At 72.9% G+C, this 25,672-nt stretch carries 31 protein-coding genes; 21 read left to right on the top strand and 10 right to left on the bottom strand.

Features of this window, described 5'->3' with window-relative positions:
- Positions 1–5 precede the first annotated feature (5 nt).
- Positions 6–485, bottom strand: a complete 480-nt coding sequence (locus RM445_RS20770) for an ATP-binding protein (protein WP_311558463.1) — start codon at positions 483–485, stop codon at positions 6–8.
- 302 nt (positions 486–787) lie between these two features.
- Between RM445_RS20770 and RM445_RS20765 the strand changes: the two genes are divergently transcribed.
- Positions 788–1,339 carry a hypothetical protein gene (locus RM445_RS20765; RefSeq protein ID WP_311558462.1) on the top strand — a complete coding sequence of 184 codons (552 nt, stop codon included), beginning with the start codon at positions 788–790 and terminating at the stop codon, positions 1,337–1,339.
- A 14-nt stretch (positions 1,340–1,353) separates the two neighbouring features.
- Here RM445_RS20765 and RM445_RS20760 read toward each other — a convergent pair whose 3' ends face one another.
- Positions 1,354–3,336, bottom strand: coding sequence for an amylosucrase (locus RM445_RS20760; RefSeq protein WP_311558461.1), 1,983 nt, complete (start codon positions 3,334–3,336; stop codon positions 1,354–1,356).
- 142 nt (positions 3,337–3,478) lie between these two features.
- Here RM445_RS20760 and RM445_RS20755 point away from each other — a divergent pair, with 142 nt between their 5' ends.
- From RM445_RS20755 to RM445_RS20695, 13 genes are all read left to right on the top strand, one after another.
- The gene (locus RM445_RS20755; protein ID WP_311558460.1) at positions 3,479–3,922 is read left to right on the top strand and encodes a phage holin family protein; all 444 of its coding nucleotides are present in this window, start codon (positions 3,479–3,481) and stop codon (positions 3,920–3,922) included.
- Complete coding sequence (locus tag RM445_RS20750) at positions 3,919–4,494, top strand: DUF3618 domain-containing protein (RefSeq protein WP_311558459.1); 576 nt, start codon at positions 3,919–3,921, stop codon at positions 4,492–4,494. The genes RM445_RS20755 and RM445_RS20750 overlap by 4 nt, the downstream gene beginning before the upstream one ends.
- Before the next feature lie 14 nt (positions 4,495–4,508).
- Positions 4,509–4,751 (top strand): hypothetical protein, encoded by a 243-nt coding sequence (locus tag RM445_RS20745; protein WP_311558498.1) that lies wholly within the window; start codon positions 4,509–4,511, stop codon positions 4,749–4,751.
- A 201-nt stretch (positions 4,752–4,952) separates the two neighbouring features.
- Positions 4,953–7,184, top strand: coding sequence for a catalase/peroxidase HPI (gene katG / locus RM445_RS20740; protein ID WP_311558458.1), 2,232 nt, complete (start codon positions 4,953–4,955; stop codon positions 7,182–7,184).
- Between the two features lie 153 nt (positions 7,185–7,337).
- Positions 7,338–8,345 carry a hypothetical protein gene (locus RM445_RS20735; protein ID WP_311558457.1) on the top strand — a complete coding sequence of 336 codons (1,008 nt, stop codon included), beginning with the start codon at positions 7,338–7,340 and terminating at the stop codon, positions 8,343–8,345.
- 249 nt (positions 8,346–8,594) lie between these two features.
- Positions 8,595–9,527 carry a ferritin-like domain-containing protein gene (locus RM445_RS20730; RefSeq protein WP_311558456.1) on the top strand — a complete coding sequence of 311 codons (933 nt, stop codon included), beginning with the start codon at positions 8,595–8,597 and terminating at the stop codon, positions 9,525–9,527.
- A gap of 77 nt (positions 9,528–9,604) precedes the next feature.
- Entirely contained in the window at positions 9,605–10,267 is a 663-nt protein-coding gene (locus RM445_RS20725; protein WP_311558496.1) for a HemK2/MTQ2 family protein methyltransferase, read from the top strand.
- Positions 10,264–10,512: a CDGSH iron-sulfur domain-containing protein gene (locus RM445_RS20720; protein WP_311558455.1), complete on the top strand. Its 249-nt coding sequence runs from the start codon at positions 10,264–10,266 to the stop codon at positions 10,510–10,512. Before RM445_RS20725 ends, RM445_RS20720 begins: the two co-directional genes overlap by 4 nt.
- A complete protein-coding gene (locus RM445_RS20715; protein ID WP_311558454.1) occupies positions 10,481–11,524 on the top strand; it encodes an iron-containing redox enzyme family protein in 1,044 nt (347 codons plus the stop codon). The genes RM445_RS20720 and RM445_RS20715 overlap by 32 nt, the downstream gene beginning before the upstream one ends.
- Complete coding sequence (locus RM445_RS20710) at positions 11,521–12,498, top strand: SDR family NAD(P)-dependent oxidoreductase (RefSeq protein ID WP_311558453.1); 978 nt, start codon at positions 11,521–11,523, stop codon at positions 12,496–12,498. Before RM445_RS20715 ends, RM445_RS20710 begins: the two co-directional genes overlap by 4 nt.
- A gap of 84 nt (positions 12,499–12,582) precedes the next feature.
- Positions 12,583–13,101: a DUF6319 family protein gene (locus RM445_RS20705; protein ID WP_397469377.1), complete on the top strand. Its 519-nt coding sequence runs from the start codon at positions 12,583–12,585 to the stop codon at positions 13,099–13,101.
- 61 nt (positions 13,102–13,162) lie between these two features.
- Complete coding sequence (locus tag RM445_RS20700) at positions 13,163–13,636, top strand: Crp/Fnr family transcriptional regulator (protein WP_311558494.1); 474 nt, start codon at positions 13,163–13,165, stop codon at positions 13,634–13,636.
- Positions 13,637–13,737: 101 nt separating this feature from the next.
- Positions 13,738–15,288, top strand: a complete 1,551-nt coding sequence (locus RM445_RS20695; protein ID WP_311558452.1) for an aldehyde dehydrogenase family protein — start codon at positions 13,738–13,740, stop codon at positions 15,286–15,288.
- Here RM445_RS20695 and RM445_RS20690 read toward each other — a convergent pair.
- Positions 15,285–16,022: a metallophosphoesterase family protein gene (locus RM445_RS20690; RefSeq protein ID WP_311558451.1), complete on the bottom strand. Its 738-nt coding sequence runs from the start codon at positions 16,020–16,022 to the stop codon at positions 15,285–15,287. The two genes, RM445_RS20695 and RM445_RS20690, sit on opposite strands and share 4 nt — an antisense overlap.
- Before the next feature lie 81 nt (positions 16,023–16,103).
- Positions 16,104–16,394 carry a UBP-type zinc finger domain-containing protein gene (locus RM445_RS20685; RefSeq protein ID WP_311558450.1) on the bottom strand — a complete coding sequence of 97 codons (291 nt, stop codon included), beginning with the start codon at positions 16,392–16,394 and terminating at the stop codon, positions 16,104–16,106.
- A 78-nt stretch (positions 16,395–16,472) separates the two neighbouring features.
- Between RM445_RS20685 and RM445_RS20680 the strand changes: the two genes are divergently transcribed.
- Together RM445_RS20680 and RM445_RS20675 are read left to right on the top strand one after the other, a co-directional pair.
- Positions 16,473–17,816, top strand: coding sequence for a hemolysin family protein (locus RM445_RS20680; protein ID WP_311558449.1), 1,344 nt, complete (start codon positions 16,473–16,475; stop codon positions 17,814–17,816).
- 39 nt (positions 17,817–17,855) lie between these two features.
- Positions 17,856–18,299, top strand: coding sequence for a DUF2795 domain-containing protein (locus RM445_RS20675; protein ID WP_311558448.1), 444 nt, complete (start codon positions 17,856–17,858; stop codon positions 18,297–18,299).
- A 102-nt stretch (positions 18,300–18,401) separates the two neighbouring features.
- Here RM445_RS20675 and RM445_RS20670 read toward each other — a convergent pair whose 3' ends face one another.
- Positions 18,402–19,082, bottom strand: coding sequence for a collagen-like domain-containing protein (locus RM445_RS20670; RefSeq protein WP_311558447.1), 681 nt, complete (start codon positions 19,080–19,082; stop codon positions 18,402–18,404).
- Between the two features lie 206 nt (positions 19,083–19,288).
- Here RM445_RS20670 and RM445_RS20665 point away from each other — a divergent pair, with 206 nt between their 5' ends.
- The 3 genes from RM445_RS20665 to RM445_RS20655 are packed head-to-tail and all read left to right on the top strand — an operon-like array spanning position 19,289 to position 22,352.
- Positions 19,289–20,254 carry a TIGR03885 family FMN-dependent LLM class oxidoreductase gene (locus RM445_RS20665; protein ID WP_311558446.1) on the top strand — a complete coding sequence of 322 codons (966 nt, stop codon included), beginning with the start codon at positions 19,289–19,291 and terminating at the stop codon, positions 20,252–20,254.
- Positions 20,251–21,924: an alpha-amylase family protein gene (locus RM445_RS20660; RefSeq protein WP_311558445.1), complete on the top strand. Its 1,674-nt coding sequence runs from the start codon at positions 20,251–20,253 to the stop codon at positions 21,922–21,924. The genes RM445_RS20665 and RM445_RS20660 overlap by 4 nt, the downstream gene beginning before the upstream one ends.
- Positions 21,921–22,352, top strand: a complete 432-nt coding sequence (locus RM445_RS20655; RefSeq protein ID WP_311558444.1) for a 5-formyltetrahydrofolate cyclo-ligase — start codon at positions 21,921–21,923, stop codon at positions 22,350–22,352. The genes RM445_RS20660 and RM445_RS20655 overlap by 4 nt, the downstream gene beginning before the upstream one ends.
- Before the next feature lie 136 nt (positions 22,353–22,488).
- Here the strand turns inward: RM445_RS20655 and RM445_RS20650 are convergent, their stop codons facing one another.
- Entirely contained in the window at positions 22,489–22,701 is a 213-nt protein-coding gene (locus tag RM445_RS20650) for a hypothetical protein (protein ID WP_311558443.1), read from the bottom strand.
- A gap of 142 nt (positions 22,702–22,843) precedes the next feature.
- Between RM445_RS20650 and RM445_RS20645 the strand changes: the two genes are divergently transcribed.
- Positions 22,844–23,404: a cupredoxin domain-containing protein gene (locus RM445_RS20645; RefSeq protein ID WP_311558442.1), complete on the top strand. Its 561-nt coding sequence runs from the start codon at positions 22,844–22,846 to the stop codon at positions 23,402–23,404.
- Positions 23,405–23,457: 53 nt separating this feature from the next.
- Here the strand turns inward: RM445_RS20645 and RM445_RS20640 are convergent, their stop codons facing one another.
- From RM445_RS20640 to RM445_RS20630, 3 genes are read right to left on the bottom strand one after another with little or no spacing between them, the layout of a single operon-like run.
- Positions 23,458–23,802 (bottom strand): hypothetical protein, encoded by a 345-nt coding sequence (locus RM445_RS20640; RefSeq protein WP_311558441.1) that lies wholly within the window; start codon positions 23,800–23,802, stop codon positions 23,458–23,460.
- A gap of 26 nt (positions 23,803–23,828) precedes the next feature.
- Positions 23,829–24,671 (bottom strand): DUF3152 domain-containing protein, encoded by an 843-nt coding sequence (locus RM445_RS20635; protein ID WP_311558440.1) that lies wholly within the window; start codon positions 24,669–24,671, stop codon positions 23,829–23,831.
- A gap of 56 nt (positions 24,672–24,727) precedes the next feature.
- Positions 24,728–24,949, bottom strand: coding sequence for a hypothetical protein (locus tag RM445_RS20630; RefSeq protein WP_311558439.1), 222 nt, complete (start codon positions 24,947–24,949; stop codon positions 24,728–24,730).
- Between the two features lie 58 nt (positions 24,950–25,007).
- Between RM445_RS20630 and RM445_RS20625 the strand changes: the two genes are divergently transcribed.
- Entirely contained in the window at positions 25,008–25,412 is a 405-nt protein-coding gene (locus RM445_RS20625; RefSeq protein ID WP_311558438.1) for a VOC family protein, read from the top strand.
- Between the two features lie 73 nt (positions 25,413–25,485).
- Here the strand turns inward: RM445_RS20625 and RM445_RS20620 are convergent, their stop codons facing one another.
- Complete coding sequence (locus RM445_RS20620) at positions 25,486–25,623, bottom strand: hypothetical protein (RefSeq protein ID WP_311558437.1); 138 nt, start codon at positions 25,621–25,623, stop codon at positions 25,486–25,488.
- Positions 25,624–25,672: the final 49 nt, after the last annotated feature.

The following is a 25,672-nucleotide window of genomic DNA, read 5'->3' as shown; positions in this document are numbered from 1 at the left end:
CGGCCTCACACCTCGGACGTACCGGCGCCGACCGCGTCGCGCTCCTCGGGCGCGTCGTGCTCCTCCTCCGCGACCGGGTGGCGCAGCAGCACACGGCTGCCGCGGGAGTCGTGGTGGATCAGCACCGCTTCGGCCATCGAGCTCATGAGCGGGATTCCCCGCCCGCGGTCGGCCAGGCCGTCGTAGGCGACGGGCTCCACCGGTGGCACCCAGTTGCCGTGGTCGACGACCTCGACGCACAACGTGCCGGGCTCGGTCCACATGGTGAGCTCCACCACGCCGGACTTCCCCGGTCCGTACGCGTGGCGCACGGCGTTCGCCGCCGCCTCGTCGACGGCCAGCACCACGCCGGCGGTCTCGTCTTCGGTGAGCGCGAGCGGGGCGAGCCACCCCGCCAGCTCGCGCCGGATCACCGACAGCTGCGCCGGGTCTGCGGGCCAGCTGCGGTGAACGAACTCGACTCGGCCGGGACCGTTGTCAGGCACGCGTCGTCCTTTCTGAACGGCTTGCTTGCCGGCCCTCCGGTTTCGGGGACCGTCGGGCCTTGCGGACGTGCAGGAACTGCGTGCGACCGCCAGTTCCTACTCTCCGGTTGTCCCCGTGTACGGGCAGCCAGAAACTCCGCCCGCCGCGCCCAACCCACCGCTGGTCCGGTCGCCGGTTTCGGCCGTCGGCCTGCCGACCGCCGCTGCAAGCATCGGCACCCGCACGATAGTCTCCGTGACGGCACCGGCACGCACGGTGATCAACGACTGCGGCTCACCACTCCCCGAGGAGGACGAGAAGGATGTCCGACTCCCGGATCGAGGGCCGTCCCGCTGCGGACGGTCACGATCCCGCCTACGAGATCGCCCGCGAGCTGGTCGGCGTCCTGCCGTTCGGCGCACGCCACGACACCGTCGCCCGATGCACCCGGCTCACCGAGCGCGTCGAGGGCGAACAGGCCGTCGACGCCCTCGTCGAGGCGATCGAGTCGGTCACCGCCCCGGTGGACCTGCCCGACCACCACCCCGAGCCGGTCGCGCCCGCGCTGGTCCGGCGGATGCTCCACGTGCTGCTGGCCACCCGCGACCTGGGCTGGCCCGGTCCGGACGCACCCCTGAGCGTGCGCCGGGTCGCGGCGGCGGACCTGTTCTTCGACGCCACGCAGACCGTGCTCGGCGACGACGACTGGAAGGGTCCGAACGGCGTGGAGTTCGCGCTGCTCAAGGTCGTCGCCGCACGCATCTGCCGCATCGCGCCGCTCCCGTCGCCGGCGTCGGAGGGCGGGCCGGTCCACGAGTCGGCAGGCGAGCGCCTCGGCCAGCTCCACCGGGTGCGGCGCCCCCGCGGGCTGTAGAGCCGGGCGGCGGTTCACGCCTCCGCGAGCCAGACGAAGCCCAGTCCGGGGAGCTGCGCGCGGCCGTCGCGCAGCTGCAGGTCGTCGTCCGCCGACAGCACGGTCTCCAGCTCCCCCAACCCTTCGAACGCCCGGACGTCCACCGACACCGGGTGCTCGGCGAAGTTGACCAGCCCCACGAAGTGGCCGCTGCGCGGGTGGCGGCGGCGCCAGGCGAGCACGTGCGGGTCGTCGACGGCCAGCAGCTCCGACTCCCCCGCCGCGTGCAGCGCGGGCAGCTCGCGCCGGGCCTGGGCGAGCCGCTGGATCCACGCGAACACCCGGCCCTCCACACTGGCCGGGTCGTCGCGGCGGGCAGCGGCGTCGGCGTCGAACCACGGCCGGTGCATCCACCGGTTGTCCTGCGCGAGCGCCGGGTCGTCGAGGTAGGTCGTGTCGTTGTCGAGCGCCAGTTCGTCGCCCATGTAGAGCAGCGGCACCCCACCCCACGAGAACGTCACCGCGTGCAGCAGCGCGAGCCGGCGGATCCCCGCCTCCAACGCCGCGGCGTCGCCGCGCTCGCGGGCCTCGCTGATCCCGCACAGCGCGGCGCAAGAGCCGGAGATGCGGGCGTCGCCGGTCTCGGGGTTGTCCTGGAACAGCGCTCCTCGGGCGTGGGTGCCCGGGTAGGCGCCGGAGTAGAAGTCGTTGAGGAACCGGCGGTGGGCGAACGGGCTCCAGCCGACGGCCCAGGCGTCGGTGTCGCTGACCGCCCAGCCGATGTCGTCGTGGCAGCGCACGTACGTGGCCCACGCCGTGTCGACCGGGATCGTCGCCATGCGCCGCAGGGACTGCACGGCCAGCCGCGCGTCCTTCGTCGCGAGACTCGACCACAGCATCACCATGAGCTGGTTGTGGTAGGCCAGCTCGCACTCGGGGCGGTAGCGGGCGTGGCCGCCGAGGTAGGGCACGAGGTCCTCGGGCGAGACGATCGCCTCGGCCTTGAAGATCGTGGCCGGGGCCGCCAGCTTGACCAGCGCGTGCAGGGCCTGCATGAGGTCGTGCACCTCGGGCTGGTTCATGCAGGACGTGCCCAGGCGCTTCCACATGAACGGCACGGCGTCCATGCGGAAGATCTCGATCCCGCGGTTGGCCAGCCAGAGGACGGTGTCGAGGACCGCCGCGAAGACATCTCGGTTCCCGTAGTTGAGGTCCCACTGGAAACCGAAGAACGTCGTCCACACCCAGGCGCCCCGGCCACCGTTCGCGGTGCCGACCCAGGTGAAGGAGCCCGGCGCGCGGTCCGGGAAGACGTCGCTGATCGTCGCCTCGTAGGCGTCGGGCATGTTCCGGTCCGGGAAGGCGAAGTAGAAGTCGGCGTACTCGGGGTCGCCGGCCAGCCAGGCCCTCGCCCACGCGTGCTCGCGCGCGGTGTGGTTGAGCACGAGGTCGACGCACAGGCTCATCCCGCGCTCGCGCAGCGCCCGGGCCGCCGCCTCGAGATCGTCCATGGTGCCGACCCTCGGGTCGACGGCGCGGTAGTCCATGACCGCGTAGCCGCCGTCGTTCTCCCCGGGCCGCGGCTTGAGCAGGGGCATCAGGTGCAGGTAGCTGACGCCCAGCTCGGCGAGGTAGTCGAGGCGCTTGGGCAGCGCGTCGAGCGTGCCGCAGAACCGCTCGGTGTAGGCGACGTAGCCGAGGGTGCGCGGCTCCTGGTACCAGCGCGGCTCGACCTCGCGGCGCCGGTCGGTCTCGCGCAGCTCCGTGGGGCGGGCCACGGCCGCGGCGAGCGCGAGGCGGACCAGGCGTCCGACCAGCCCGTCGTCTTCGTCGTCGCCGTAGAGCGCCTCGATCGGGCCGTGCAGGTCGAGGAACCACAGGTCGAGGCGCGCGAGGAATCCGACGGCGTCCGCCCGGCCCAGCGCCCGCTCGGCCTCGTCGGCCACGACGGGCCGCAGCCGCTGCAGGGCCGCCTCGGCGCGGCGACGGCGTTCGGAGTCCGAGCGGAGCGTGATCACGCCCACATCTTGCCAAGCGGGGTGGCGGTGCGGGACGTTTCGGCCGGCGCTGCCGGAGAACGGTAGCGGCGGCGGGTACGACCTGTGTCACGGAAGCTTCACGAAGCGTGTACCAGCAGGTCGTTGGGGGTACGGGCCGTCCATGACGGCGCACACCCCCTCGCAGGCGACCCCGACGGGGGCCACCATCTCATCGGACCCGACCAACGCGACCACGGGCGAGCTGGTCACCCGCCTGTCCGCGCAGATCTCCGAGCTCGTCCGCGGCGAATTGACGCTGGCGAAGGCCGAGCTGACCCAGAAGGGCAAGCGGGCCGGCATCGGCGCGGGCCTTGCAGGCACCGCGGGCGTGCTCGCCCTGTACGGTGTCGGCGCGCTGATCACCACCGTGATCGCCGCTCTCGCCCTGGTCCTGCCGGTGTGGGCGGCGGCGCTGATCGTCGCCGTGGTGATCTTCATCGTCGCGGGTGTGCTGGGTCTGCTGGGCAAGAACCAGATCCAGCGAGCCACCCCGCCGGTCCCGGAGAACACCGTCGAGAGCGTCAAGCGCGACGTCGCCACCGTGACCGAGAGGATCAAGCGATGACCGACAAGTCCGCGGAGAAGAGTCCGGAGGAGCTGCGCGCCGACCTCGCGGCCAAGCGCGCCGAGCTCGGCGACACCGTCGAGGAGCTCGCGCACCGCGTCGACGTCCCTGCGCAGGTGAAGGCGAAGAAGGACGACACCCTCGCCAAGCTGCAGGACGCGAAGGTCGAGGCCACCCGCCGCGTGCACGAGGGCACGGAGAAGGTGAAGGCCGCGATCGCGGACAGGACGCCGGTCGTGCAGCACAAGGTCGACCAGGCCGTGAGCAGGAGCAAGGCCGTCTACACCGAGAAGGCGCCGCCCGGCGTCCAGGAGAAGGTCGGGCAGGCCGTCGACAAGGGCAAGGCCGTCTACGCCGAGAAGGCGCCGGTCGTGCAGCAGCAGGTCAACAAGGCCGTGGCCGACGCCAGGCCCGTCGTCCAGGAGAAGGTGGCCCAGGGCCAGGCCCTGTTCGCGGAGAAGGCCCCGCCGGTGGAGCGGACGCTGCGCGAGAAGCCCGGCCTCGTCGCGGGTATCGCGGTGGCCCTGGTGGTACTGCTGATTGCGACCAGCCGGAAGAAGAAGAACACCTGACGGAGGTGTCAGCGGTGGAACGCGGCAACGCCAAGCACAGCCCACGCGAAGACGACATGCTGGCGGCCGAGCTGAGCGGCACGCTCGGCCCGGGCGGCTCCAACCGGGAAGAGTGGCTCGAGGCCGAACCGCCTGCCGACGACGACGTGCCGTCACGGACCGGCCCCCCGATCGAGGCACTTCCCGAGCCCGGGACGGACGCCCGGGTGCAGCACGACCTGGACGTGGCCAACGACTGGCACGACACCGACACCTGAGCCGTCACCGGCCGACGCGAGCCCGGTCCTGATTCATGGGGACCGGGCTCGCTGCCGTCTCAGACTGAGATCCGCCCGTTCGGGCGGCGTTGGGTAGGTTGCCCCGGGGACCACTCAGAGTTGAGTGATTCCAGAAAAGTGCGCCAGACGCGCGGCGCCCGACACCGGCGGACCACCACGCAGGCAACAGCAAGACAGGAGATGTACGACGTGTCCGAATGCCCCATGTCCGAGCACAGCAAGGAAGCGACCACGAGCGTCAGCGAGAGCGAGAACCCGGAGATCCCCTCGGCGACGCCCACGACGACCCGGCCCCGGACCAACCGCGACTGGTGGCCGAACCAGCTCGACCTCTCGGTGCTCCACACGCACTCCCCCCGGTCCAACCCGATGGACGACGACTTCGACTACGCCGCGGAGTTCGCGACCCTCGACGTCGAGGCGCTCAAGCGCGACGTGTTCGACCTGATGACCACGTCGCAGGACTGGTGGCCTGCCGACTTCGGCCACTACGGCGGGCTCTTCATCCGGATGAGCTGGCACTCCGCCGGCACGTACCGCATCGCGGACGGCCGGGGCGGCGGCGCACAGGGCGCCCAGCGCTTCGCCCCGATCAACAGCTGGCCGGACAACGTCAGCCTCGACAAGGCCCGCCGGCTGCTGTGGCCGATCAAGCAGAAGTACGGCCGCAAGATCTCCTGGGCCGACCTGATCATCTTCGCGGGGAACTGCGCGTACGAGTCGATGGGGCTCGAGACCTTCGGCTTCGGCTTCGGGCGGGAGGACATCTACGAGCCCGAGGAGATCTTCTGGGGGCCGGAGGACACCTGGCTCGGCGACGAGCGCTACAGCGGCGACCGGGAGCTGTCGGAGAACCTCGGCGCCGTGCAGCTGGGCCTGATCTACGTGAACCCGGAGGGCCCCAACGGCGTCGCGGACGCGCTGGCCTCGGCCCGCGACATCCGGGAGACGTTCGCCCGCATGGCGATGAACGACGAGGAGACCGCCGCGCTCATCATCGGCGGCCACACCGTCGGCAAGGCCCACGGCGCGGCGCCCGCGGACAACCTCGGCCCGGACCCCGAGGGTGCGTCGCTGGAGGAGCAGGGTCTCGGCTGGAAGAACCGCTTCGGCACCGGCGCGGGCGGCGACACGATCACCAGCGGCCTCGAGGGCGCCTGGACCAGCCGGCCGACGACGTGGGACACCGAGTACCTCGACAACCTGTTCCGCTACGACTGGGTGCTGACGACGAGCCCTGCCGGCGCGCAGCAGTGGGTGCCGGCGGACCCGGCCACGAAGGACCTGGTGCCCGACGCCCACGACCCGTCGAAGCGGCACGCCCCGATCATGTTCACCTCCGACCTCGCGATGCGCTTCGACCCGATCTACGGGCCGATCGCCAAGCGCTTCCAGGAAGACCCGCAGTACTTCGCGGAGGCCTTCGCGAAGGCCTGGTACAAGCTGCTGCACCGCGACATGGGGCCCGTCTCGCGCTACCTCGGCCCCTGGGTCGCCGAGCCGCAGCTGTGGCAGGACCCCGTGCCGGCCGTCGACCACGAGCTGATCGGCGACGACGACGTCGCCGCGCTCAAAGCCACGCTCCTCGACTCGGGCCTGTCGGTCTCCCAGCTGGTCTCCACCGCGTGGTCGTCGGCGGCGAGCTACCGCGGCACCGACAAGCGCGGCGGGGCCAACGGGGCTCGGATCCGCCTCGCCCCGCAGAAGGACTGGGCGGTCAACGAGCCGGAAGCGCTGGCCGCGGTGCTGCCCGTCCTCGAGCGGGTCAAGGACGACTTCGAGTCCGGCGGGAAGAAGGTCTCGCTCGCCGACCTGATCGTGCTGGGCGGGTGCGCGGCCGTCGAGAAGGCGGCGCGGGACGCCGGGGTCGAGATCAGGGTGCCGTTCGCGCCGGGACGTACCGACGCCACGCAGGAGCAGACCGACGTCGAGTCGTTCCGGGTGCTCGAGCGGGTCGCCGACGGGTTCCGCAACTACCTGCGGGAGGGCGTGAAGCTCTCGCCGGAGACCCTGCTGGTGGACCGGGCGTACATGCTGAGGCTGAGCGCCCCGGAGATGGCGGTGCTGGTGGGCGGCATGCGGGCGCTGGACGCCAACGCCGGAGGGGTGCCGCACGGCGTCCTCACCGACCGGCCCGGGACGCTGACCAACGACTTCTTCGTGAACCTCATGGACATCGGCACCGAGTGGACGGTCTCGACCGACTCCGAGGGTGTGTACGAGGGTCGCGACCGGGCGACGGGCGAGCCGCGGTGGACGGCGACCGCCGTCGACCTCGTCTTCGGCTCGAACTCGCAGCTCCGCGCGATCTCGGAGGTCTACGGGGGCGGCGACGCGAAGGAGAAGTTCGTGCGTGACTTCGTGGCCGCGTGGAACAAGGTCATGAACCTCGACCGGTTCGACCTGCGCTGACCGCTTGAGGGTGCCGGCGGCCGCCTGAGGGGTTGGGGCGGCCGCCGGCGCACAAGACGCGCCACCGCGGGGATCGCCCGCGACGGCGCGTTCTTTCACGTTAACGCGCCGGTAACCGGTGGAGTGGCGGGACGGGCCTCTAAGCTCCCGGATGTGCCGGAAAGCACAGGTGCGGAGCCGGGGTTCGACGTCATCGCGGACGAGCTCTACGGGCTGCCGCCCGACGAGTTCGTCCCCGCCCGCGACGACCGCGTCGCCGCGGCGAAAGAGTCGGGCGACCGCGACCTGGCCCGGGCGCTCGCCCGGCTGCGCCGTCCCACGAAGGCCGCATGGCTCGCCAATCTCCTCGCCCGCCACCGCACCGAGCAGCTCGACGGGCTGGTCTCCCTCGCCCGCAGCCTGACCCAGGCCCAGCAGGAACTCGACGGCGACGCCCTGCGTGTGCTGTCGGGCCAGCGGCACCGCGCGGTCGGCGCCATGGCCCGCGACGCCGGACGGCTCGCCGCCCGCCGCGGCGAGGCGGTGAACGACGCCCTCGTCCGCGAGGTCGCCGGCATCCTCGACGCCGCCCTCGCCGACCCCGCGGTCGCCGAGGAGGTGCGGGCGGGGCGCCTGACGAAGACCGTGCGGTACTCCGGATTCGGGCCCGCCGGGGGCGGCACCGACGGCTCGGGTGCTGGTGACGACATGGCCGCCTGGGCCGCCTCGGCCCCGCAACGCCACGCCCGCCCTTCGAGCGAAGAGCAGCCCGACGACGCGGACACCCCGGCTACCGACGACGCGGACTCCCGCCGTGCAGCAGGCGAGCGGGCGGAGCGGGAACGCGCCGAGCGCGAGCGGCGCGAACAGCTCGCCGCCGAACGTGCCGCCCGGGAACGTGAGCTCGCCGAGGCCGAGGCCGAGGAGGAAGAGGCCCGCTCCCGTCAGGAGTCCGACGAGGCCGACCGCGACCGCGCGGACGAGCGCCACGCCTCTGCCCGCGACCGGGTCACCGAGCTCGCCGAGGCCCTCGACACCGCCCGCGACGAGGAGCAGGCCGCCCTGGAGGCCTTCCGCGCCGCCGCCACCGCCGCCCGCGACTCGGCCCGCGGCGCGGCCGCGGCGGCCGTCCGCACCGCCCGCGCCCGCAGCCGCCTGGAGCAGCTCTCCGACCGGACGTAGTCGCGCGAGTCGGCACGTTCGACACCGCGAATGTGCGCTCCAGCCCGCGCGAGTCGGCACGTTCCGGCGCGCGCGGGAATTTCGGGGCACCCGGTGCTCCGACCACGCGTGCCCCAGATGTGCCATTCGCAGGCCCATACGTACCGACTCGCGGGAACAGGGGGCCGGGAGTGTCGAGTCACACGGGCGGCGCCGCGTGTGAAGACGCCCCGGTGGGCATCCCCTGAGGGCACGCACGGAAGGACACCCATGACCGAGACCGCCACGCTCATCACCCAGCTCCGTGTCCTCGCGCAGCTGACCCGGACCGAGGCGCAGGTCGCGCGCCTCCGGGTCACCCAGGCGAACACCGACGACGTCCGCGACGACCTCCGGCAGAACGCCGCCGACGCGGACGTGCGAGCCGCTCGGATCGTCGGCACCCTCAACGACCTCGGCGCCCTGCCGGACCCCGTCACGCCGCTGATCGGCCGGGTCGCGACGCTGGTCCGCGGCGCCGTCGAGCAGACCCAGCCGCTGGACGAGGCGCTGCTGGGCGACCTCGCCCTGGAGCATCAGCTCCGCGACCGCGCGCGCTACGTCGCGGCGCTCGCCGAGGCCGCCGACCTGCCCGCCGTGCAGGCCCTCGCCGCCGACCTCGAGGCGGCCCACACCGAGACCGTGCACTGGCTGACGCGGGTCCTCACCGACCTGGCCGGCGGACACGCCGCGCTGAACGCCTCGCCGCTGCAGCAGGTGGCCGCCCAGGTCACCCGGGCGGCGAACTCTCCCGCCCGGCCCGCGCTCGACGCGGCGGCGGCGACCGTCTCGCACACCCTCTCCCACGCCGTGGACCGGACGGCCGGGACCGTCACGGACGCCGCCGGCCAGGTCGCCGACACGGCCGTGTCGGCGGTGTCCACCGGGCGCGACGTCGCGGCGCGGACGGTCGACCAGGTCACCCGGCTTCTCCCCGGCACCGAGGCACCGGACACCGACGACGCGCCCGGCAGCGACACCGAACCCGTCGCGCCACCGATCTCCGGCTTCGCCGACCTGCCCCCGCACGTCGCCGTCGCCGCGCTGCGCGCCCTCGACAACTTCCGCGACGTCGCCGCGATGCTGGAGTTCGAGCAGTCGCACGGCAACCGGCCGGGTGTCGTCGCCGCGGCGCGCCTGCGGGCGACCGCCGTACGCAGGTGACGGCGCCCGCGCTCGCGTTACGGGCGAATGGCGAACCAGGTTTGACCGGCTTTGCGCGGGGGACAGATGCCCGCGTGATGGTGTACCCACCCGGCGTCTACCGGGCCGAGACCGACACCGAGCTGCTCGCAGGCGTCATGCGTCGCGGCGACTACGCGCGCGACCGCGACGTCCTCGACGTCGGCACCGGTGGCGGCGCGCTGGCCGTCGCCGCGGCGCAGGCCGGTGCCCGTTCCGTGACGGCCGTCGACCTGTCGCGGCGCTCGGTCGCCGCGGCCTGGGTCAACAGCCGCCTCGCCCGGGCCCGGGTGCACGTGCGGCGCGGCGACCTGTTCGCCCCGGTCGCCGGGCGCCGCTTCGGCCTCGTGGTGTCCAACCCGCCCTACGTCCCGGCCGCGACCGACGCGCTCCCTCGCTACCGCAAGGCACGCTGCTGGGACGCCGGGCCCGACGGCCGGGCGTTGCTCGACCGGATCTGTGCGGGCGTCGCCGACGTGCTCACGCCCGACGGCGCCGTCCTGCTCGTGCACTCCGCCGTCTGCGACACGGAGTGCACTCTCGCGGCGCTGCAGCACGCCGGGCTGGCGGCCCGCGAGCTCGCCCGCATCACCGTTCCGTTCGGGCCGGTGATGCACTCGCGCGCGTCGCTTCTCGAGGCGCGCGGGTTCGTCAACCGCGGACAGCGGTCCGAGGAACTGGTCGTCGTCGAGGGACGCCGCGACAACTGGGAGCCGGCATGACCGACGCACGCGAGGTCGTCGTGACGGCCGACGGCCCCGTGCTGATCACCGGTCCGGTCGAGGTCGTCCTCCCGGACGGCAGCCGCGTGCGCTCGGACCGGCCGGTCACCGCATTGTGCGTGTGCCGGCGCAGCCGCAAGGCGCCCTTCTGCGACACCAGCCACCGGCGCAAGGTCCGTGCGACCGAGGGAGCAGACCACGACGAGGAGACCCGTGCTCAGCCGCACCGCACCGCCGCGCGTTGACCCACCCCCGCTGCCGCACGTCCGCGGACCGCTGTCGGCGGCCGTGCTCGCGGCGCTGCGCGGCGAACCTGCGCTCCGCGCCGACCCGGCCGGTGCCGACCCGTACGGCGACGACCTCCAGCTCGCCCTCTACTGCTGCTACGAACTGCACTACCGCGGCTTCGCAGGCGTCCCGGACGACCGCGAGTGGGCTCCGGGCCTCCTCGCCCTGCGCCGCGAGATCGAGCGCGTGTTCGAAGCCGCGCTGCGCCGGGACGTGCCGGCGGGCGACGGCTCGGTCGACGGTGTGGAGCGCGAGCTCGACGGGCTGCTCGTCGAGCCCGTCGAGGGCCGGGGCCCGTCGTGGCACCTGCGTCGCGACGGCGAGCTCTGGCAGCTCCGTGAGTACGTCGCGCACCGCTCGCTCTACCACCTGAAGGAGGCCGACCCGCAGGCCTGGGTGATCGCCCGCCTGGACGGGCCGGCGAAGGCCGCGCTGGTCACCGTGGAGCACGACGAGTACGGCGCGGGCGACCCGGACCGCATGCACGCTCGGCTGTTCGCCGACATGATGGACGCGCTCGGGTTGTCCACGGCGTACGGGCACTATCTGGACGCGGCGACCGCCGCGACTCTGGCCGAGGTCAACTTCATGTCGCTTTGCGGGCTGCACCGCCGTTTGCGCGGCGCGCTCATCGGGCAGTTCGCCACGGTGGAGCTGACCTCGTCCCCCGGTTCGGACCGGCTCGTCCGTGCCATGCGCCGCCTCGGATGCCCGGAGCAGGCCATCGCCTTCTACGACGAGCACATCGAGGCCGACGCCGTGCACGAGCAGATCATCCGGCACGGGGTGATCGCCCCGCTGCTGGCCGCCGAGCCGCACCTGGCCGACGACGTCGTGTTCGGGATCCGCGGCAGCGGCTTCCTCGGCGAGCGGTTCGGCGACCAGGTGCTCGACGCGTGGGAACAGGGTCGGCCGACGCTGCGCGTCCCGCTGCCCGACGCCCCGGCGCTCGCGGGGAGCACGCGATGACCGACAAGCCCGTCGCCGTCGTCACCGGCGCGAGCCGCGGACTGGGCTTCCTGCTGGCCCGCGAGCTGGCCGACCGGGGCCACGACCTCGTGGTCAACGCGCGGTCCGAGTCCGGGCTCGCCGTCGCCGCCGCAGCACTGCAGGAGCGAGGCGCCCAGGTCGTCACTGTGCCCGGCGACGTCTCCGATCCCGCAGTGGGTCAGCAGCTCGTCGAGGCCGCCACCGCGCGGTTCGGCCGTCTGGACGTGCTGGTCACGAACGCCGGGACGATCCAGGTCGGGCCCGCGTTCGCCATGCGCGCGCAGGACTTCGCGAACGCGATGGACCTGATGTTCTACGGGGTGCTGCACCCCGTGCTGGCCGCGCTTCCGGTGATGAAGCAGCGCGGCGCCGGGCGCATCCTGATCATCAGCTCGATCGGGGGCAAGCTGCCCGCGCCGCACCTGCTGCCCTACGTCGCGGCGAAGCACGCCTCCGTCGGGTTCGCCGAGGGGCTGCGCGTCGAGGCGATCCGGCACGGGATCACGGTGACCTGCGCGGTCCCCGGCCTCATGCGGACCGGCTCGCCGCGAAACGCGCTGTTCACCGGCGACCAGTCCGGCGAGCACCGCTGGTTCACCCTCGGCGACAGCCTGCCCCTGGTGTCGATGGACGCCGAGCGCGCAGCGCGCCAGCTCGTCGGGGCCGCGCTGAAGGGCAAGCCGGAGGTGGCGCCCACACCGCTGGCGAAGATCGGGATGCGGGTGCACGGCCTGGCCCCGGCGACGACGATCCGCCTGGTCAGCGTGGTCAACCGGCTGCTGCCGAGCGACGAGACCCCACGTCCGATGCGCCCGGGCCACGCCGTCGAGAAGCCGGCACGGTGGTTCGACTCGCTGACGACCCTGACGCGCCGCGCGGCCCGCCGCTACCACCAGCACGACGACTCGTCGCCCGACCCGGCCCCGGACCCCGCCCCGTCGACCCGGCCCTGACGCCGACCTGCCCCGGGGCGTCGTCGCGCTCCGACAACCACCCACCCCGATCGGGTGACGGGGTGCCGTTCCTACTATCGACGGGTGACCGAGGACGACTTCCCCCGCTCCCCCGCGGCTCCGGACGACGCCGGCTCTACGGGCGACCGCGCCGTCCCGCTGCCCGAGGCCGCCGAGTCGACCGACCCGGAGACCGCCGACACCGGCACCACCGACACCGGCACCACCGACATGGGCACCACCGACATGGGCACCGCGGACATCGGGGACGCTGCGCAACCCGAGAAGCGCCGCCGTGGCCGTCCCAAGGGATCGGCCTCCACGGCCCGCACGACGCGCATCGTGGAGCTGACCCTCACCGTCGCGGAGGGCGCCGACGGCGAGTGGCAGGCCGAGCTCAAGCAGGGCGCCGCATGGATCTCCCGCGGACTCCCGGTCACCGCCGCCTCGGTGCTCCGGGCCGCCCAGGAGCTGCACGCCGAGCTGGCCGACCCGATCGAGGCCGCGATCGGCTCGGCGCGGGAGGCCCGCGCTGCCCGGGTCGCCGCGCTGGAGGCCGAGCTCGAGCAGGCCCGCAAGGCCCTCGCCGAGCTGGAGGGCTGACCCCGCGCTCGTGTTCATCTCGCCGCAACAGGACCGGCACTAGGCTGGCCATGTGCTCGACATGCTCGACTGGTCCGCCCCACTGCCCGAGGTGCACTACCCGGCAGGGGCGGTCCTGATCCGCGAGGGCGAGGTGCACGGGAAGCTCTTCGTGCTGCTCGACGGCGCGGTCGAGATCTCCCGCACCGACACGCTCCTCACCGTCGTCGACGCCCCCGGAGCGATCTTCGGCCAGATGAGTGCGCTCCTCGGCAGTGCGGCCACGGCGACGGTCCGGGCGCTGCGCGACAGCCGGCTGCGCCGCAGCGACGACCCCCAGGAGTTCCTCGACGGGAACCCGCTGGTGGCACGCGCCGTCGCCACCACCCTCGCGCGCCGGCTCGACACGATCAACGGCTACCTCGTCGACCTCCGCCACCAGTACGGCGACCGCGACAACCTCGGCATGGTCGACACCGTGCTCGAGTCGTTGCGGCACCACCAGGCGCGCACCTCCGAACCAGGCTCGGAGCGGCAGCGCGAGGCGCCCTACTGACCGTTCCACCGGCGCTGCGCCCCTCCGACCGGGCGGATGACCCCCTCCCGAGGACCGGGAGCCCCTCGACGCGGGCCGAGCGGGTGCCCCATCCTCGCGCCGTGGCGAATCTGCAGCTCAAGCCCGGGACGTCGTGGTGGGAGACCTACGCGCGGTGCGTGTCGACCGCACCGGAGGCGTTCGAGTCCGACCGCCTGCTCAACCTGTTCGACGGCCGGTGGCAACGCGTCGGGCGCCCCGGCTTCCACGTCAACCCGGTCGACGGGACGTCGATCCAGGGGTCGCCGCAGGTCGAGCAGGCCACCGCCGTCGCCTCCGTCGAGGCCGCGGTGCGCCAGCACGAAGAGTGGGGCAAGGTCGAGCTCGACGAGCGCAAGGAGCGCGTCAGCGCCGCCGTCGACATGATGGCCGCCCACCGCGACCTGCTCGCGCTGCTGCTCTGCTGGGAGATCGGCAAGCCGTGGCGGCTGGCGTGCGCGGACGTCGACCGCGGGCTCGACGGGGTCCGCTGGTACGTCGAGGAGATCGACCGCCAGATCGACGGCCGCGCTCCCCTGCCCGGCCCGATCTCCAACATCGCCAGCTGGAACTACCCGATGAGCGTGCAGGTGCACGCCGAGCTGATCCAGGCCCTGGCCGGCAACGCCGTCGTCGCGAAGACCCCCACCCAGGGCGGGTTCCACTGCCTCACCCTCGCCCACGCCTTCATGGCCCGGGCCGGCCTGCCGGTGACGCTGCTGTCCGGCGCGGGGTCGAAACTGGGCGAGGTGCTGGTCAGCAATCCGTCGCTCGGCGCGCTGGCCTTCGTCGGCGGCCGGTCCAACGGCCGCGCCGTCGCCACGTCGCTCGCCGACCGCAGGCGCCGCCACTTCCTCGAGCAGGAGGGCCTCAACGCCTGGGGCGTCTGGGACTTCACCCAGTGGCCGCTGCTCGCCCAGCACATCCGCAAGGGCTTCGAGTACGCCAAGCAGCGCTGCACGGCCTACCCGCGGTTCGTGGTGCAGCGGCGGCTGCTGCCGGCGTTCCTCGAGGCCTACCTGCCGGTGCTGCACGACCTGCGCTTCGGCCACCCGCTCGCCGTCGCCGCGCCCGACGACCCGCTGCCCGAGCTGGACTTCGGCCCCGTGATCTCGTCGCGCAAGGCGGGCGAGCTCTCCGACCAGTTCGACGAGGCGCTCGCCGGCCGGGCGCTGCCCCTGTTCCGTGGCTCGCTCGGCGACGGGCTGTTCGTCCCCGGGCAGGACACGGCGGCCTACGTCGCGCCCGCCAGCGTGCTGGAGCCGCCCACGCAGTGGTCGCTGCACCACGCCGAGCCGTTCGGGCCACTCGACTCCGTGGTCTGCGTCGACACCGAGTCGGAGTTCCTCGCCGCGATGAACGCCAGCAACGGCTGCCTCGTCGCGAGCATCGCCACCGACGACCCGACCTTCGGGGCGCGGGCCGCGGAACAGCTGCAGGCGTTCAAGGTCGGCATCAACAAGCCGCGCAGCCGCGGCGACCGCGAAGAGGTGTTCGGCGGGATCGGCGAGTCGTGGAAGGGCGCGTTCGTCGGCGGCGACCTGCTCGTGCACGCCGTCACCTACGGCGCCGACGGCAACGCCGAGCGCCTGTTCGGCAACTTCCCGAACTACTCGCTCTACCCCGACCGCTAGAACGCGAGCTCGACCTCGGCGTGGTCCGCGGCGGAGGTCCAGACCGCCGTCGCGGGCGCGCCGGCGCCGTCGGGGAGGTCGATCTCGATGCGCGCCGGGACCGGACCGGCCTGCTGGCCGGCGTTGAACACCCACGTCGCGCCGATCCGGTCGGCCCATCCCCCGGCCGGCACGAACGGCGCCTGGTGGACGTGTCCGGTGAGCACCAGGTCCGGGCGGTAGCGGCCGATCCAGCCCGACAGCACGTCGTCGCCCCACTCCCGGTGGCCGTCCCAGGCCAGCGGCGATCCGTCGGGCGGGGCGTGGTGCAGCCAGATCCAGCGCCGGCGCGGCCGCCGGGCCGCCTCGGCCAGGCAGTGGTCGAGGGCCTCGCGGGCCAGCGGGCCGTCCCACCACGGGCACACCGTCACGAGGTCGTCGCCGAGCGCCAGCGAGGTGAAGTCGCCGTGCACGCCGCCGCGGGTCAGCGGGCGCATCCAGCGCGCTGCCTTCTCCCCCGCCTCGTCGCGGCCGTCGAGGTCGTGGTTCCCCGACGCCACGAAGAGCGTGGTGCGGCGGGCCAGGTCGCGCAGCGCCGTGGTCACGGCGAGGGCCTGGACGTCGAGCGCGACCGGCGAGCGGATGTCGAGCAGGTCGCCGGCGATCATGACGGCGTCGACGGCCGACGCCCGGGTGAGCAGCCAGTCGAACTGGCGCAGCCGGTAGTGCAGGTCGGACACCAGCAGGAACCGCACTCCGGCCCCTCCCGGCTCACGATCATGGTGGTCGACGCCATCCCAGCACGGGGCCGCCGGGTACGTCGACCGGGACGAGGCTCAGGAGTGCGACGGGGCGGGCTCCGCGCCGTCGATCTCGAACGCGAGGTCGTCCGCGTAGCAGTAGAACCACTCCTCGCCCGGCTCGAACGAGCGGACGATCGGATGCTCCGTGCCGTGGAAGTGCGCGGTGGCGTGCCGACTCGGAGAGCTGTCGCAGCACCCGACGTGCCCGCACTCCTGGCACATCCGCAGGTGCACCCACCGCCCACCGGCGGCCAGGCACTCGTGGCAGCCGTCGTCGCTGGGCTGCACGTCGTTGAGCGTGTCGAGATGGGTACACGTCGCCATGCCGCCAGTCTGCCCGCACCGCGCCGTCCCGTTCGCCCGGGTTACTGAGGCGACCCGCCCCTGGGGAATGCTGACGTGGTGAACGGCGTCCTCACCAGCCTCGCGCTCGTCCTCGTCTTCGTCCTCGTCGGCGGCTACTTCTCCGCGTCGGAGCTGGCGCTGGTCTCGCTGCGCGACAGCCAGGTCGACCGGCTGCCCGGGAAGCGCGGCGACCGCGTCCGGAAGCTGCGGTCCGACTCGAACCGCTTCCTGGCGTCGGTGCAGGTCGGAGTCACCCTCGCCGGCTTCTTCGCCTCCGCGTACGGCGGGTCGACCCTGTCCGAGCCGCTGGCCGCGGTGCTCTCCGGGTGGGGCATGCCCGTCGGCGTCGCGGGCACGGTCGCCTTCGTCGCCGTGACGGCGTTCATCTCCTACCTGTCGCTGGTGCTCGGCGAGCTGGTGCCCAAGCGGCTGGCCCTGCAGCGTGGCGAGGGAGTCGCGCTCTTCGTCGCCCCGACCCTCGACCGGGTGGCGACGCTGACCCGGCCGATCGTCTGGCTGCTGTCGGCGTCGACCAGCGTCGTCGTGCGGATGTTGGGCATGGACCCACGGGCCGGGGGCGAGGAGGTCACGGAGGAGGAGCTGCGCGACATGGTGAGCTCGCACGGCGATCTCGACGCCGAGGAGCGCCGCGTACTGACCGACGTGTTCGGCGCGGCGGACCGCCAGCTCAACGAGGTGATGGTGCCGCGGACCGAGGTCGAGTTCCTCTCCGCCGACACCCTGCTCGCCGACGCGGCCCGACACGTGCTCGACAAGCCGCACTCCCGCTACGCGGTCACCGGCCGGACCGTCGACGACATCGTCGGCGTCGTGCACGTGCGCGACCTTTTCACCACCGTGCTCATGGACCGGCAGGACATGACCGGGGCCGGGACGGCGGCGGCACGGACGGTCGGCGACATCGCCCGCCCCGTCCCCCTGTTGCCGGGCAGCAAGCCCGTGCTGGCCGCGCTGACGGAGATGCGCTCGAACCGCACGCACCTCGCGGTGGTCGTCGACGAGTACGGCGGCACGGACGGGATCGTCACGATGGAGGACATCATCGAGGAGCTGGTGGGCGAGATCGAGGACGAGTACGACCCCGCCGCCCGGGCCGGCTCCGACAGCTCCGAGTTCGACGGACTGCTCCACCGCGAGGAGCTCAGCGACGCCACCGGCATCGTCCTGCCCGAGGGACCGTACGAGACGCTGGCCGGCTTCGTGCAGACCCAGCTGGGCCGGGTGCCCGACGTGGGCGACGGGTTCGAGGCGCACGGCCACCGGTTCACGGTCGTCGAGATGGACGGCAGGCGCGTGGCGCGGGTGCGCGTCGCTCCGCCGACGCCCACCGCCGACGACCTGGCAGACCCCCACAGCCCGGCGGTCACACCGGAGCGGTGACCGGTGCGTGACCGCTCGCAAGTGGGGTAGTTCCGCCGCATGGCATTCCAGGTGACCGAGGTCCAGAAAGCGCTGAAGGGCGCCGACTACCCCATGGACGGCAAGGCTCTCTCCACGCTCGCGAAGAAGAACGGCGCCGACGCCGACCTCGTCGACGCGCTGCAGGGACTCCGCGAGGTCGACGGGCCCAACACCGTCATGCAGGAGCTCAAGGGCTCGCTGGGCGGCCCGACGCCCGGCGGCAACTCCAAGGACCAGAAGCAGTACAAGGACGTCGACGGCCCGTCGTTCCAGGTGACGGAGGTGCAGAAGGCGCTCAAGGGCGCCGACTACCCGATGGACGGGAAGGCGCTCTCCGCACTGGCGAAGAAGAACGGCGCCGACGCCGACCTGGTCGACGCGCTGCAGGGGCTGCGCGAGGTCGACGGCCCGAACACGGTGATGAAGGAGCTGAAGGACCACCTGGGCGGCAAGCCGGCCTGATCCCCGCCCGCACAGAGGAACCTCCACGGAGGAAACGGGGCTCGTACCCAGGTTGTGACCTGGGTACGAGCCCCGTTTGCTGTGTGCGGGTCAGTACCGGTGTCAGTGCCGGTCGGAGTCCGCCTTGAACAGGTCGATCGACTTCCGGGTCACCGAGAACACCTCATCCGCCATCGCCATCGCAATACGCAGCGGGAGGACGGCGAACTCGGCCATCAGATCGGCAGACGTGGCGGACCTCCGCTCCGCGCCCGGCCCGGGAGGGCCTGCGGGGCCGGGCTCGCCGGGCGGGCCCGCGGGCCCGCGCTGGCCGGCGGGACCGGCCGTGCCGGGCTCGCCTGCGGGACCACGCGCACCGGCCGGCCCGGCAGGGCCACGCTCGCCCGCCGGACCTCTTTCACCAGCCGGACCCTGCTCGCCGGCAGGGCCACGCTCGCCCGCCGGACCTCTTTCACCGGCCGGACCCTGCTCGCCGGCAGGGCCACGCTCGCCCGCCGGACCTCTTTCACCGGCCGGACCCTGCTCGCCGGCCGGACCCGCAGGACCCGACTCACCGCGCCCGCCTGCCGCACCGGGCTCACCGCGCTCGCCCGCCGGTCCCCGGGAGCCGCGCGGGCCCCGCTCGACCGACGGCGACGACGGCGTCGGCTCGGCGGCCGCGGCACGGGCACGTGTCGTGCCGGTGCGACGGGTTGCGGCACGCGGAGCAGGACGACGGCCGGCTGCACCCTTGCCGTTCGACGACTCCGCGGGAGCCGCGGCGTCCGGGGCGGGCTCGGTCATGGCGCTCCTCGATCGTGAGATCCGGTCCTACCTGTACAGCACCAGTATCACCAATCCGGTCAGCAGAGCCGACACCAGCAGCGATCCGAGGCAGCCGAGGCGGCTGGAGAACAGTGCGATCACGAGTTCCTCGGTACCCCCACCTTCCCGGCCGATGTCCGGAGGTCGGGTGTGTCACAGGGTCACCCGGACGGGTACTGCCCGACATGCCGGTATTCGGGTTGCACTGCTCCCACGAACAGGTCCATCCCAGCGCACTCCTCGCCGCCTGCCAACAGGCCGAGGCAGCCGGGTTCGACGCCGCGATGTCGTCGGACCACTTCTCGCCCTGGAGCGCCAGGCAGGGCCACTCGGCGTTCGCGTGGTCGTGGCTGGGCGCCGCCCTCCAGGCGACCTCGCTGCCCTTCGGCATCGTCAACGCTCCCGGCCAGCGCTACCACCCCGCGATCATCGCCCAGGCGATCTCCACACTCACCGAGATGTACCCGGACCGGTTCTGGGCGGCACTGGGCACGGGCGAGGCCAGCAACGAGCACATCACCGGCGACCGCTGGCCGCGCAAGGACGTGCGTGCCGCCCGGCTGCGGGAGTGCGTCGACATCATCCGCGCCCTGCTCCGCGGCGAGGAGGTCAGCCACGACGGGCTGGTCAAGGTCGACCGCGCGACGGTCTACAGCCGGCCTGCCGAACCGCCACCGCTCTTCGGCGCCGCGGTCAGCGAGGCGACGGCCGCGTGGTGCGCGGAGTGGGCGGACGGGCTGATCACCGTCAACGCACCCGTCGAGACGCTGCGCCGGATGGTCGCGGCCTACCGCGACGCCGGGGGCCGGGGCGACCTCGCCCTGCAGGTCCACCTGTCCTGGGCGCCCGACCAGCGCGAGGCCGAGGCGCTCGCGTACGAACAGTGGCGCAGCAACGTCTTCCCACCGCCTGTCTGCTGGGACGTCGACCTCGCCGCGACGTTCGACGCGATCAGCGAGGACGTGCCGATGGAGAAGGTCACGCAGGTCGTCAACGTCTCCGCGGACCTCGGGGCGCACACCGCCCGGCTCGCCGAGTACGCCGAGCTGGGGTTCGGCAAGATCTTCCTGCATCACGTCGGTCAGGAGCAGGAGGCGTTCGTGGCAGCGTTCGGCGAGAAGGTCCTCCCCCAGTTGAGGAGTGCGGCATGAGACTGACGCAGACGTCGGATCTGTGGTGGAAGAACGCCGTCGTCTACTGCCTGGACGTCGAGACCTACGCCGACGGCAACGGCGACGGCTGCGGCGACTTCCGCGGCCTGATCCAGCAGATCGACCACCTGCACCGCCTGGGTGTCACGTGCATCTGGCTGATGCCCTTCTACCCGTCGCCGGACAAGGACGACGGCTACGACATCAGCGACTTCTACGGCGTCGACCCGCGGCTGGGCACGCTCGGCGACGTCGTCGAGCTGGTCCGCACGGCCCACGACCGTGGCATGCGCGTGATCGCCGACCTGGTGGTCAACCACACCTCCGACGAGCACCCGTGGTTCGTGGAGGCGCGCAGCAGCCGCGACTCGCCCAAGCGCGACTGGTACATCTGGTCCGACGAGGAGCCCGCCGACGCGGCCGAGGGCGTCGTCTTCCCCGACCAGGAGACCAGCATCTGGGAGCTGGACGAGAAGACCGGCCAGTACTACCTGCACCAGTTCTACAAGTTCCAGCCCGACCTCAATGTCGCGAACCCCGAGGTCCGCGACGAGATCGCGCGGATCATGGGCTTCTGGACGCAGCTGGGCCTGTCCGGGTTCCGGGTGGACGCGGTGAACTTCCTCATCGAGACCAAGCGCCAGCAGGACAAGCTCGCGCTGCCCGACCCGCACGACTACCTGGCCGACCTGTCGGCGTTCCTGCGCAGGCGCAACGGGGAGGCGGTGCTGCTCGGCGAGGTCAACCTGCCCTATCCCGACCTGATGCAGTTCTTCGGCGCCCGCGACGGCGGCGGCAGCACGGACGAGCTGACCATGTGCTTCGACTTCATCGGCATGCAGGCGATGTACCTGTCGCTGGCCCGCGGCGACGCGGGGCCGCTCACCGAGGCGCTGAAGCAGCGGCCGCAGCCACCCGAGGACGGGCACTGGGCCACCTTCGTGCGCAACCACGACGAGCTGACCCTGGACAAGCTCTCGGAGGCCCAGCGCCAAGAGGTGTTCGACGCGTTCGGGCCCGAGAAGGACATGCAGCTCTACGGGCGCGGGATCCGCAGGCGCCTGCCGCCGATGCTCGACGGCGACCAGCGCCGGATCCGGCTGGTCTACAGCCTGCTGTTCGCCCTGCCGGGCACGCCGGTGCTGTTCTACGGCGAGGAGATCGGTCTGGGCGACAACCTGGCCGCCGAGGGCCGGCTCGCGGTGCGCGTGCCGATGCAGTGGACGTCCGAGCCCGGCGGCGGCTTCTCGACGGCGGACCCCTCGACGTTCCCGGAGCCCCTGGCCGCCGAGCCGTTCGGTCCCGAGCAGGTCAACGTCCGCGACCAGTCGCGCGACCCCGACTCGCTCCTGTCGTTCTTCCGCCACCTCGTCGAGTCCTACCGCGCGTGCCCCGAGCTGGCCTGGGGCACGGCGCAGGTCCTCGACCCCGGCCCCGACGCGGGGTCGGTGCTCGCCCACCGCTGTGACGTCGACGGCGTCTCGATCGTGGCGCTGCACAACGTCGGCGACCGGAAGGTCACGGCGGCGCTCCCGCTGAAGGGCCTCGGCGGATGCGAGCTCTACGACGTGCTCGCCGCGGACGGGTCGACGGAGACGGTCCCGGACGACGGCACGCTCGAGGTGGCGCTGCCGCCGTACGGCTTCCGCTGGCTGCGCTCGTCGCCGTGAGTGGGCCCGGGGCCCGCACTCCCCGTCGGCACGACCGCGACGCCGGCGGCGACCCGGCACTGCTGGCCGCCAAGTCGGCGCTGCGCGACGAGGTGTGGGACGCCTTGACGGCGGCCCGGGTCGCGCGGTTCCCGGGCGCGCGCAACCGGATCTCGAACTTCGTCGGTGCGGAGGCGGCAGCACGCAGGCTGCGTGAGACGGCCGGGTGGAAGCGCGCGGAGACGGTCAAGGCGAACCCGGACTCCGCTCAGCTGCCGGTGCGCCGGGCCGCGCTGGAGGAGCTGAGACCGGTCGACCTGGTGGTCACCGGGTGCGTGGCGGTCGGCGAGGACGGGCGGCGGCTGGGGGAGGGCGGCGGGTTCGCCGACCTCGAGTTCGCGCTCGCGACCGCCGCCGGGCTGCTGACGGCATCAGGTGGAGCGAGCTGACCGAGGAGAAGATCGCCGCGATCCTCCTGCTCGCCGCGTTACGCCGGGTCTGACCGAACGAACGGCCCGCTCGTCGGAACCTGTCGGACGAGCGGGCCGCTCGTCGGCAGCTGTGCGCGCGGCGGGGCGGGAAGCGTCAGGCATCCGACCCGCCCCGGGGGGCGGCGCCGCGCTCCTTCCACTCCTCGTCCGCCCGGTCCGCGGACTCGGTCCGCTCGCGGGCGATCTCCAGGGCGCGCGACGCCGTCTCCTTGTCCGGGTACGGCCCGAGCCGGTCGGCGGCACGGCAGCCGTCCGGACCTTCCACGGTGTGGTGCTTCAGGCAGTAGAACCACTGCTCGTCACTCATGGGATCAGCCTGGCACCCGACCGTCGCCGGTGCACGTGCGGGCGGCCCGACGTCCACACCGGACGGTGACCCCAAGGTCGCCCCAAGGCGGGGGAGCAATTTGACTCGACGCGTCAACCGATCCGCGTCCAGGAGGCACCACGTGAGCTCCCGCTTCACGATCCGCCGTTCCGTCACCGCTCTCGCGCTGGGGGCCGCCGCCGCGGCCTCGCTGGTGCTCGCCGCGCCGGCCGCCGGCGCCGCAGGTCCACAGGCGAAGACCATGCGGCTGCTCGACCAGTGCGACATCGAGACGTTCAACGCGACCTTCGGCGACGGTTTCTGCGTCAAGGACGGATCCGTCACCGTCGACCGGTTCACCGCCGACCTGCAGCGCGGCGGCAGCGGCGCGTGGTGGATCAACAACCGCAAGGAGACGATCGACGCCGGCGACTCCCTGCACGTGGTCAACCAGGGTGGCATCCTGCACACCTTCACCGAGGTGAAGACGTTCGGGAGCGGCGTGGTCCCACCGTTCAACGTCGCCGTGGACAACGCGCCCACGGCCGTCAAGCCGGACGGCAGCGCCGTCGGCTTCGGCGACATCGGCTCGTCGGGCGTGGGACCGGGCTCGCCGGGCCTCGACGTGGTACCGGCCAAGGGCGTCCACCAGTACCAGTGCATCTTCCACCCCTGGATGCGCACCGTCGTGACGGTGCGCTGACCGGTCTGCGGCGGCGCCGGCAACCCCTCCCCGGCGCCGCCGCTCCCGGCGGGTCAGGCCGAGATCTTGACGACCACCTGCTGGTCGTTGACCTCCTGCACGCGCACGACGAAGCCGCCCACCTCGGTCTGCCCGCCGACCGGCACCTGCACGGTCTGGCCCGCGACCTCGATCTGCGCGATGTCGGCGTCGACCCGGACCAGGCGCGCGCTCACCCCGAGCACGGACACCTCCGCCGAACCGGACCGCGGGAACGTGACGGTGCAGCCGTCCACCCCGCACGACGTGTTGCCGCCGCCCCCGCCGCTGCTGCAACCGGCGAGTGAGCCACCGGCGAGGACCAGGGCGAGGACGGCGACGGTGGTTCCGCGGCGCAGGCGCGGGAGCAGGGCGTTCACCGTGCCGATGGTAGGGGTCGCCCTGTTCAGGGTGCCGGTGACGGCACGTCTGCCGGGTGCGGCCACGGGTTCTGGGTGCAGCCCTTGAGACCCAGCGTCTGCTGCTGCATCACCGGCGCGGGCCGGCCGGGGCCGGGGCACAGTTCGTGGCCGTGGCCGAGGGCGTGGCCGACCTCATGGTTGACCACGTACTGGCGGTAGCCGGTGACGTTGTCGGCGTACTCGTCGGTCGCGTTGACCCAGCGGTGGAGGGTCAGGACGGCGCGCGGGCCGTTGCGGCACGAGAGCGTGCCGTGGGTGCGCAGGTCGCCGCAGAGGCGCGCGCTGGTGTCCGGGCTCGCGAGGACGACGGTGATCGGCGCATCGCCGTCGGTGCGGGCGAAGGTCATCGCACCGTCGTGGCCCCAGCCGCGGTCGTCGTTCAGGGTGGCGAGGACGAACTCCGCGAAGCGCGCTCCGTCGACAGGAAGACCGCGCTCGACCTCGACGCGGATCGTGCGGACCTCACCGCGACCGGGCGCCGCCGCCGAGCCCGGCACGGTGTCGAACTCCCCGCCGCCGGCCGGAGCCACCGTCCGCCGCTGGATGCCCGCCGCCAGGTCGGCAGCCGTCGGAGCATCCGGATCGGGAGCGGGCGCCGGCGTCGGGGAGGCGGTCGGGCTCCCCAGCAGCACAGTCGCGGCGTCGGCGGGGTCGTCGCCACCCGGCGGGACGCCCAGGGCCGCCGGGAGCACGCGGGCCAGTGGCCGGGTCGACGCGAGCGGCCCGACGTGCTGCACCGACCCGGGCGGGCAGAGCGCGACGACCACCGCGGCGGCGCCGAACGCCGAAGCGACCAGCGCGCCACGGGACGGAGGTCGGGCCGGCACGCCGTGATCGTCGCACGCCGGGCCCGCCACCTGGTCGGGCCGGGCCTGGGAACGGGTCAGGACTCCACGGGTTCCGGAGTTCCGCTCGCACGGCCGTCGTCGGCGGGGTGCCGGGCGGCCGGCTCGGCGTTCATCGCGGGCTGCTCCGCGACGTCGTCGACGTACTCCTCGGCCTGCTGGTCGAGCTGCTGCCGCTTGTCCTCGTCCATGTCGAGGTACTCACCCTTGTTGTGCTCCATGCCCCGGACTACCCCGGCGCCGCCCGGGGAACCGCGCACGGTGATGTCCCGCCCAGGGGCACCGATGAGTTCCGTCACGGGAGGCCGTCACAACGGCATGACTCGATCCACCGTCACCCCGACCACCGTCACCGACATCGGCGTCGTCATGTTCACCGTCTCGAACCAGGACGCCGCGCTCGCCTTCTACACCGAGAAGCTCGGCTTCGAGGTCCGCGGCGACTCGCGGTTCGGCGAGAACGGCGAGCACCGCTGGCTGGAGGTGGCTCCTCCCGGCTCGCGGGCGCGGCTCGCGCTCAACCCGCCGATGGGCAACCAGCCCGGCGGGAGCGGAATCGGCGTCGAGACACCGGACGTCCTGGCCGAGCACAAGCGGCTCAGCGCGCTCGGGGTCGACGTCGACCCCGAGCCGATGCGCACGCCGGGCGCCCCGCTGCTGTTCATGATGCGCGACCCCGACGGCAACCACATCGCGGTCGTCGAGGTGCCGACTGCTGGCTGACCGGAGGCCCCCACAACACAGCGGCGGCCGCAGGTGTCACCCTGCGGCCGCCGCCGTCGTCGCGGTCACCGACTCACACGAACAGGGCGATGATCGCGCTCGCCACGGGCAGGGCGAGCAGGGTGCCGAACATGGCGAGCCGGTACTCCGCCACGCCGGTCCGCTCCGCGAGGGCGGTCAGAGCCGGGACAGCGGTACGCGTGTCGTCCATTTGGAGTCTCCTCGGATCGGATGTCATCTGATAAATTACTGAACTAACA

Origin of the sequence: Pseudonocardia charpentierae (genome assembly GCF_031845345.1) — a bacterium.
GTDB lineage: Bacteria > Actinomycetota > Actinomycetes > Mycobacteriales > Pseudonocardiaceae > Pseudonocardia > Pseudonocardia charpentierae.
This window is presented reverse-complemented; position numbering and strand designations above follow the sequence as displayed.

What these genes read in the sequence shown, in the direction of transcription:
- RM445_RS20670 (WP_311558447.1), bottom strand. Translation starts at nt 19,082, where the DNA reads ATGACCGAGCCCGCCCCGGACGCCGCGGCTCCCGCGGAGTCGTCGAAC.
- RM445_RS20720 (WP_311558455.1), top strand. Translation starts at nt 10,264, where the DNA reads ATGACCGACGCACGCGAGGTCGTCGTGACGGCCGACGGCCCCGTGCTG.
- RM445_RS20725 (WP_311558496.1), top strand. Translation starts at nt 9,605, where the DNA reads ATGGTGTACCCACCCGGCGTCTACCGGGCCGAGACCGACACCGAGCTG.
- RM445_RS20700 (WP_311558494.1), top strand. Translation starts at nt 13,163, where the DNA reads ATGCTCGACTGGTCCGCCCCACTGCCCGAGGTGCACTACCCGGCAGGG.
- RM445_RS20625 (WP_311558438.1), top strand. Translation starts at nt 25,008, where the DNA reads ATGACTCGATCCACCGTCACCCCGACCACCGTCACCGACATCGGCGTC.
- RM445_RS20755 (WP_311558460.1), top strand. Translation starts at nt 3,479, where the DNA reads ATGACGGCGCACACCCCCTCGCAGGCGACCCCGACGGGGGCCACCATC.
- RM445_RS20665 (WP_311558446.1), top strand. Translation starts at nt 19,289, where the DNA reads ATGCCGGTATTCGGGTTGCACTGCTCCCACGAACAGGTCCATCCCAGC.
- RM445_RS20710 (WP_311558453.1), top strand. Translation starts at nt 11,521, where the DNA reads ATGACCGACAAGCCCGTCGCCGTCGTCACCGGCGCGAGCCGCGGACTG.
- RM445_RS20675 (WP_311558448.1), top strand. Translation starts at nt 17,856, where the DNA reads ATGGCATTCCAGGTGACCGAGGTCCAGAAAGCGCTGAAGGGCGCCGAC.
- RM445_RS20750 (WP_311558459.1), top strand. Translation starts at nt 3,919, where the DNA reads ATGACCGACAAGTCCGCGGAGAAGAGTCCGGAGGAGCTGCGCGCCGAC.
- RM445_RS20730 (WP_311558456.1), top strand. Translation starts at nt 8,595, where the DNA reads ATGACCGAGACCGCCACGCTCATCACCCAGCTCCGTGTCCTCGCGCAG.
- RM445_RS20620 (WP_311558437.1), bottom strand. Translation starts at nt 25,623, where the DNA reads ATGGACGACACGCGTACCGCTGTCCCGGCTCTGACCGCCCTCGCGGAG.
- RM445_RS20765 (WP_311558462.1), top strand. Translation starts at nt 788, where the DNA reads ATGTCCGACTCCCGGATCGAGGGCCGTCCCGCTGCGGACGGTCACGAT.
- RM445_RS20650 (WP_311558443.1), bottom strand. Translation starts at nt 22,701, where the DNA reads ATGAGTGACGAGCAGTGGTTCTACTGCCTGAAGCACCACACCGTGGAA.
- RM445_RS20660 (WP_311558445.1), top strand. Translation starts at nt 20,251, where the DNA reads ATGAGACTGACGCAGACGTCGGATCTGTGGTGGAAGAACGCCGTCGTC.
- katG (WP_311558458.1), top strand. Translation starts at nt 4,953, where the DNA reads ATGTACGACGTGTCCGAATGCCCCATGTCCGAGCACAGCAAGGAAGCG.
- RM445_RS20685 (WP_311558450.1), bottom strand. Translation starts at nt 16,394, where the DNA reads ATGGCGACGTGTACCCATCTCGACACGCTCAACGACGTGCAGCCCAGC.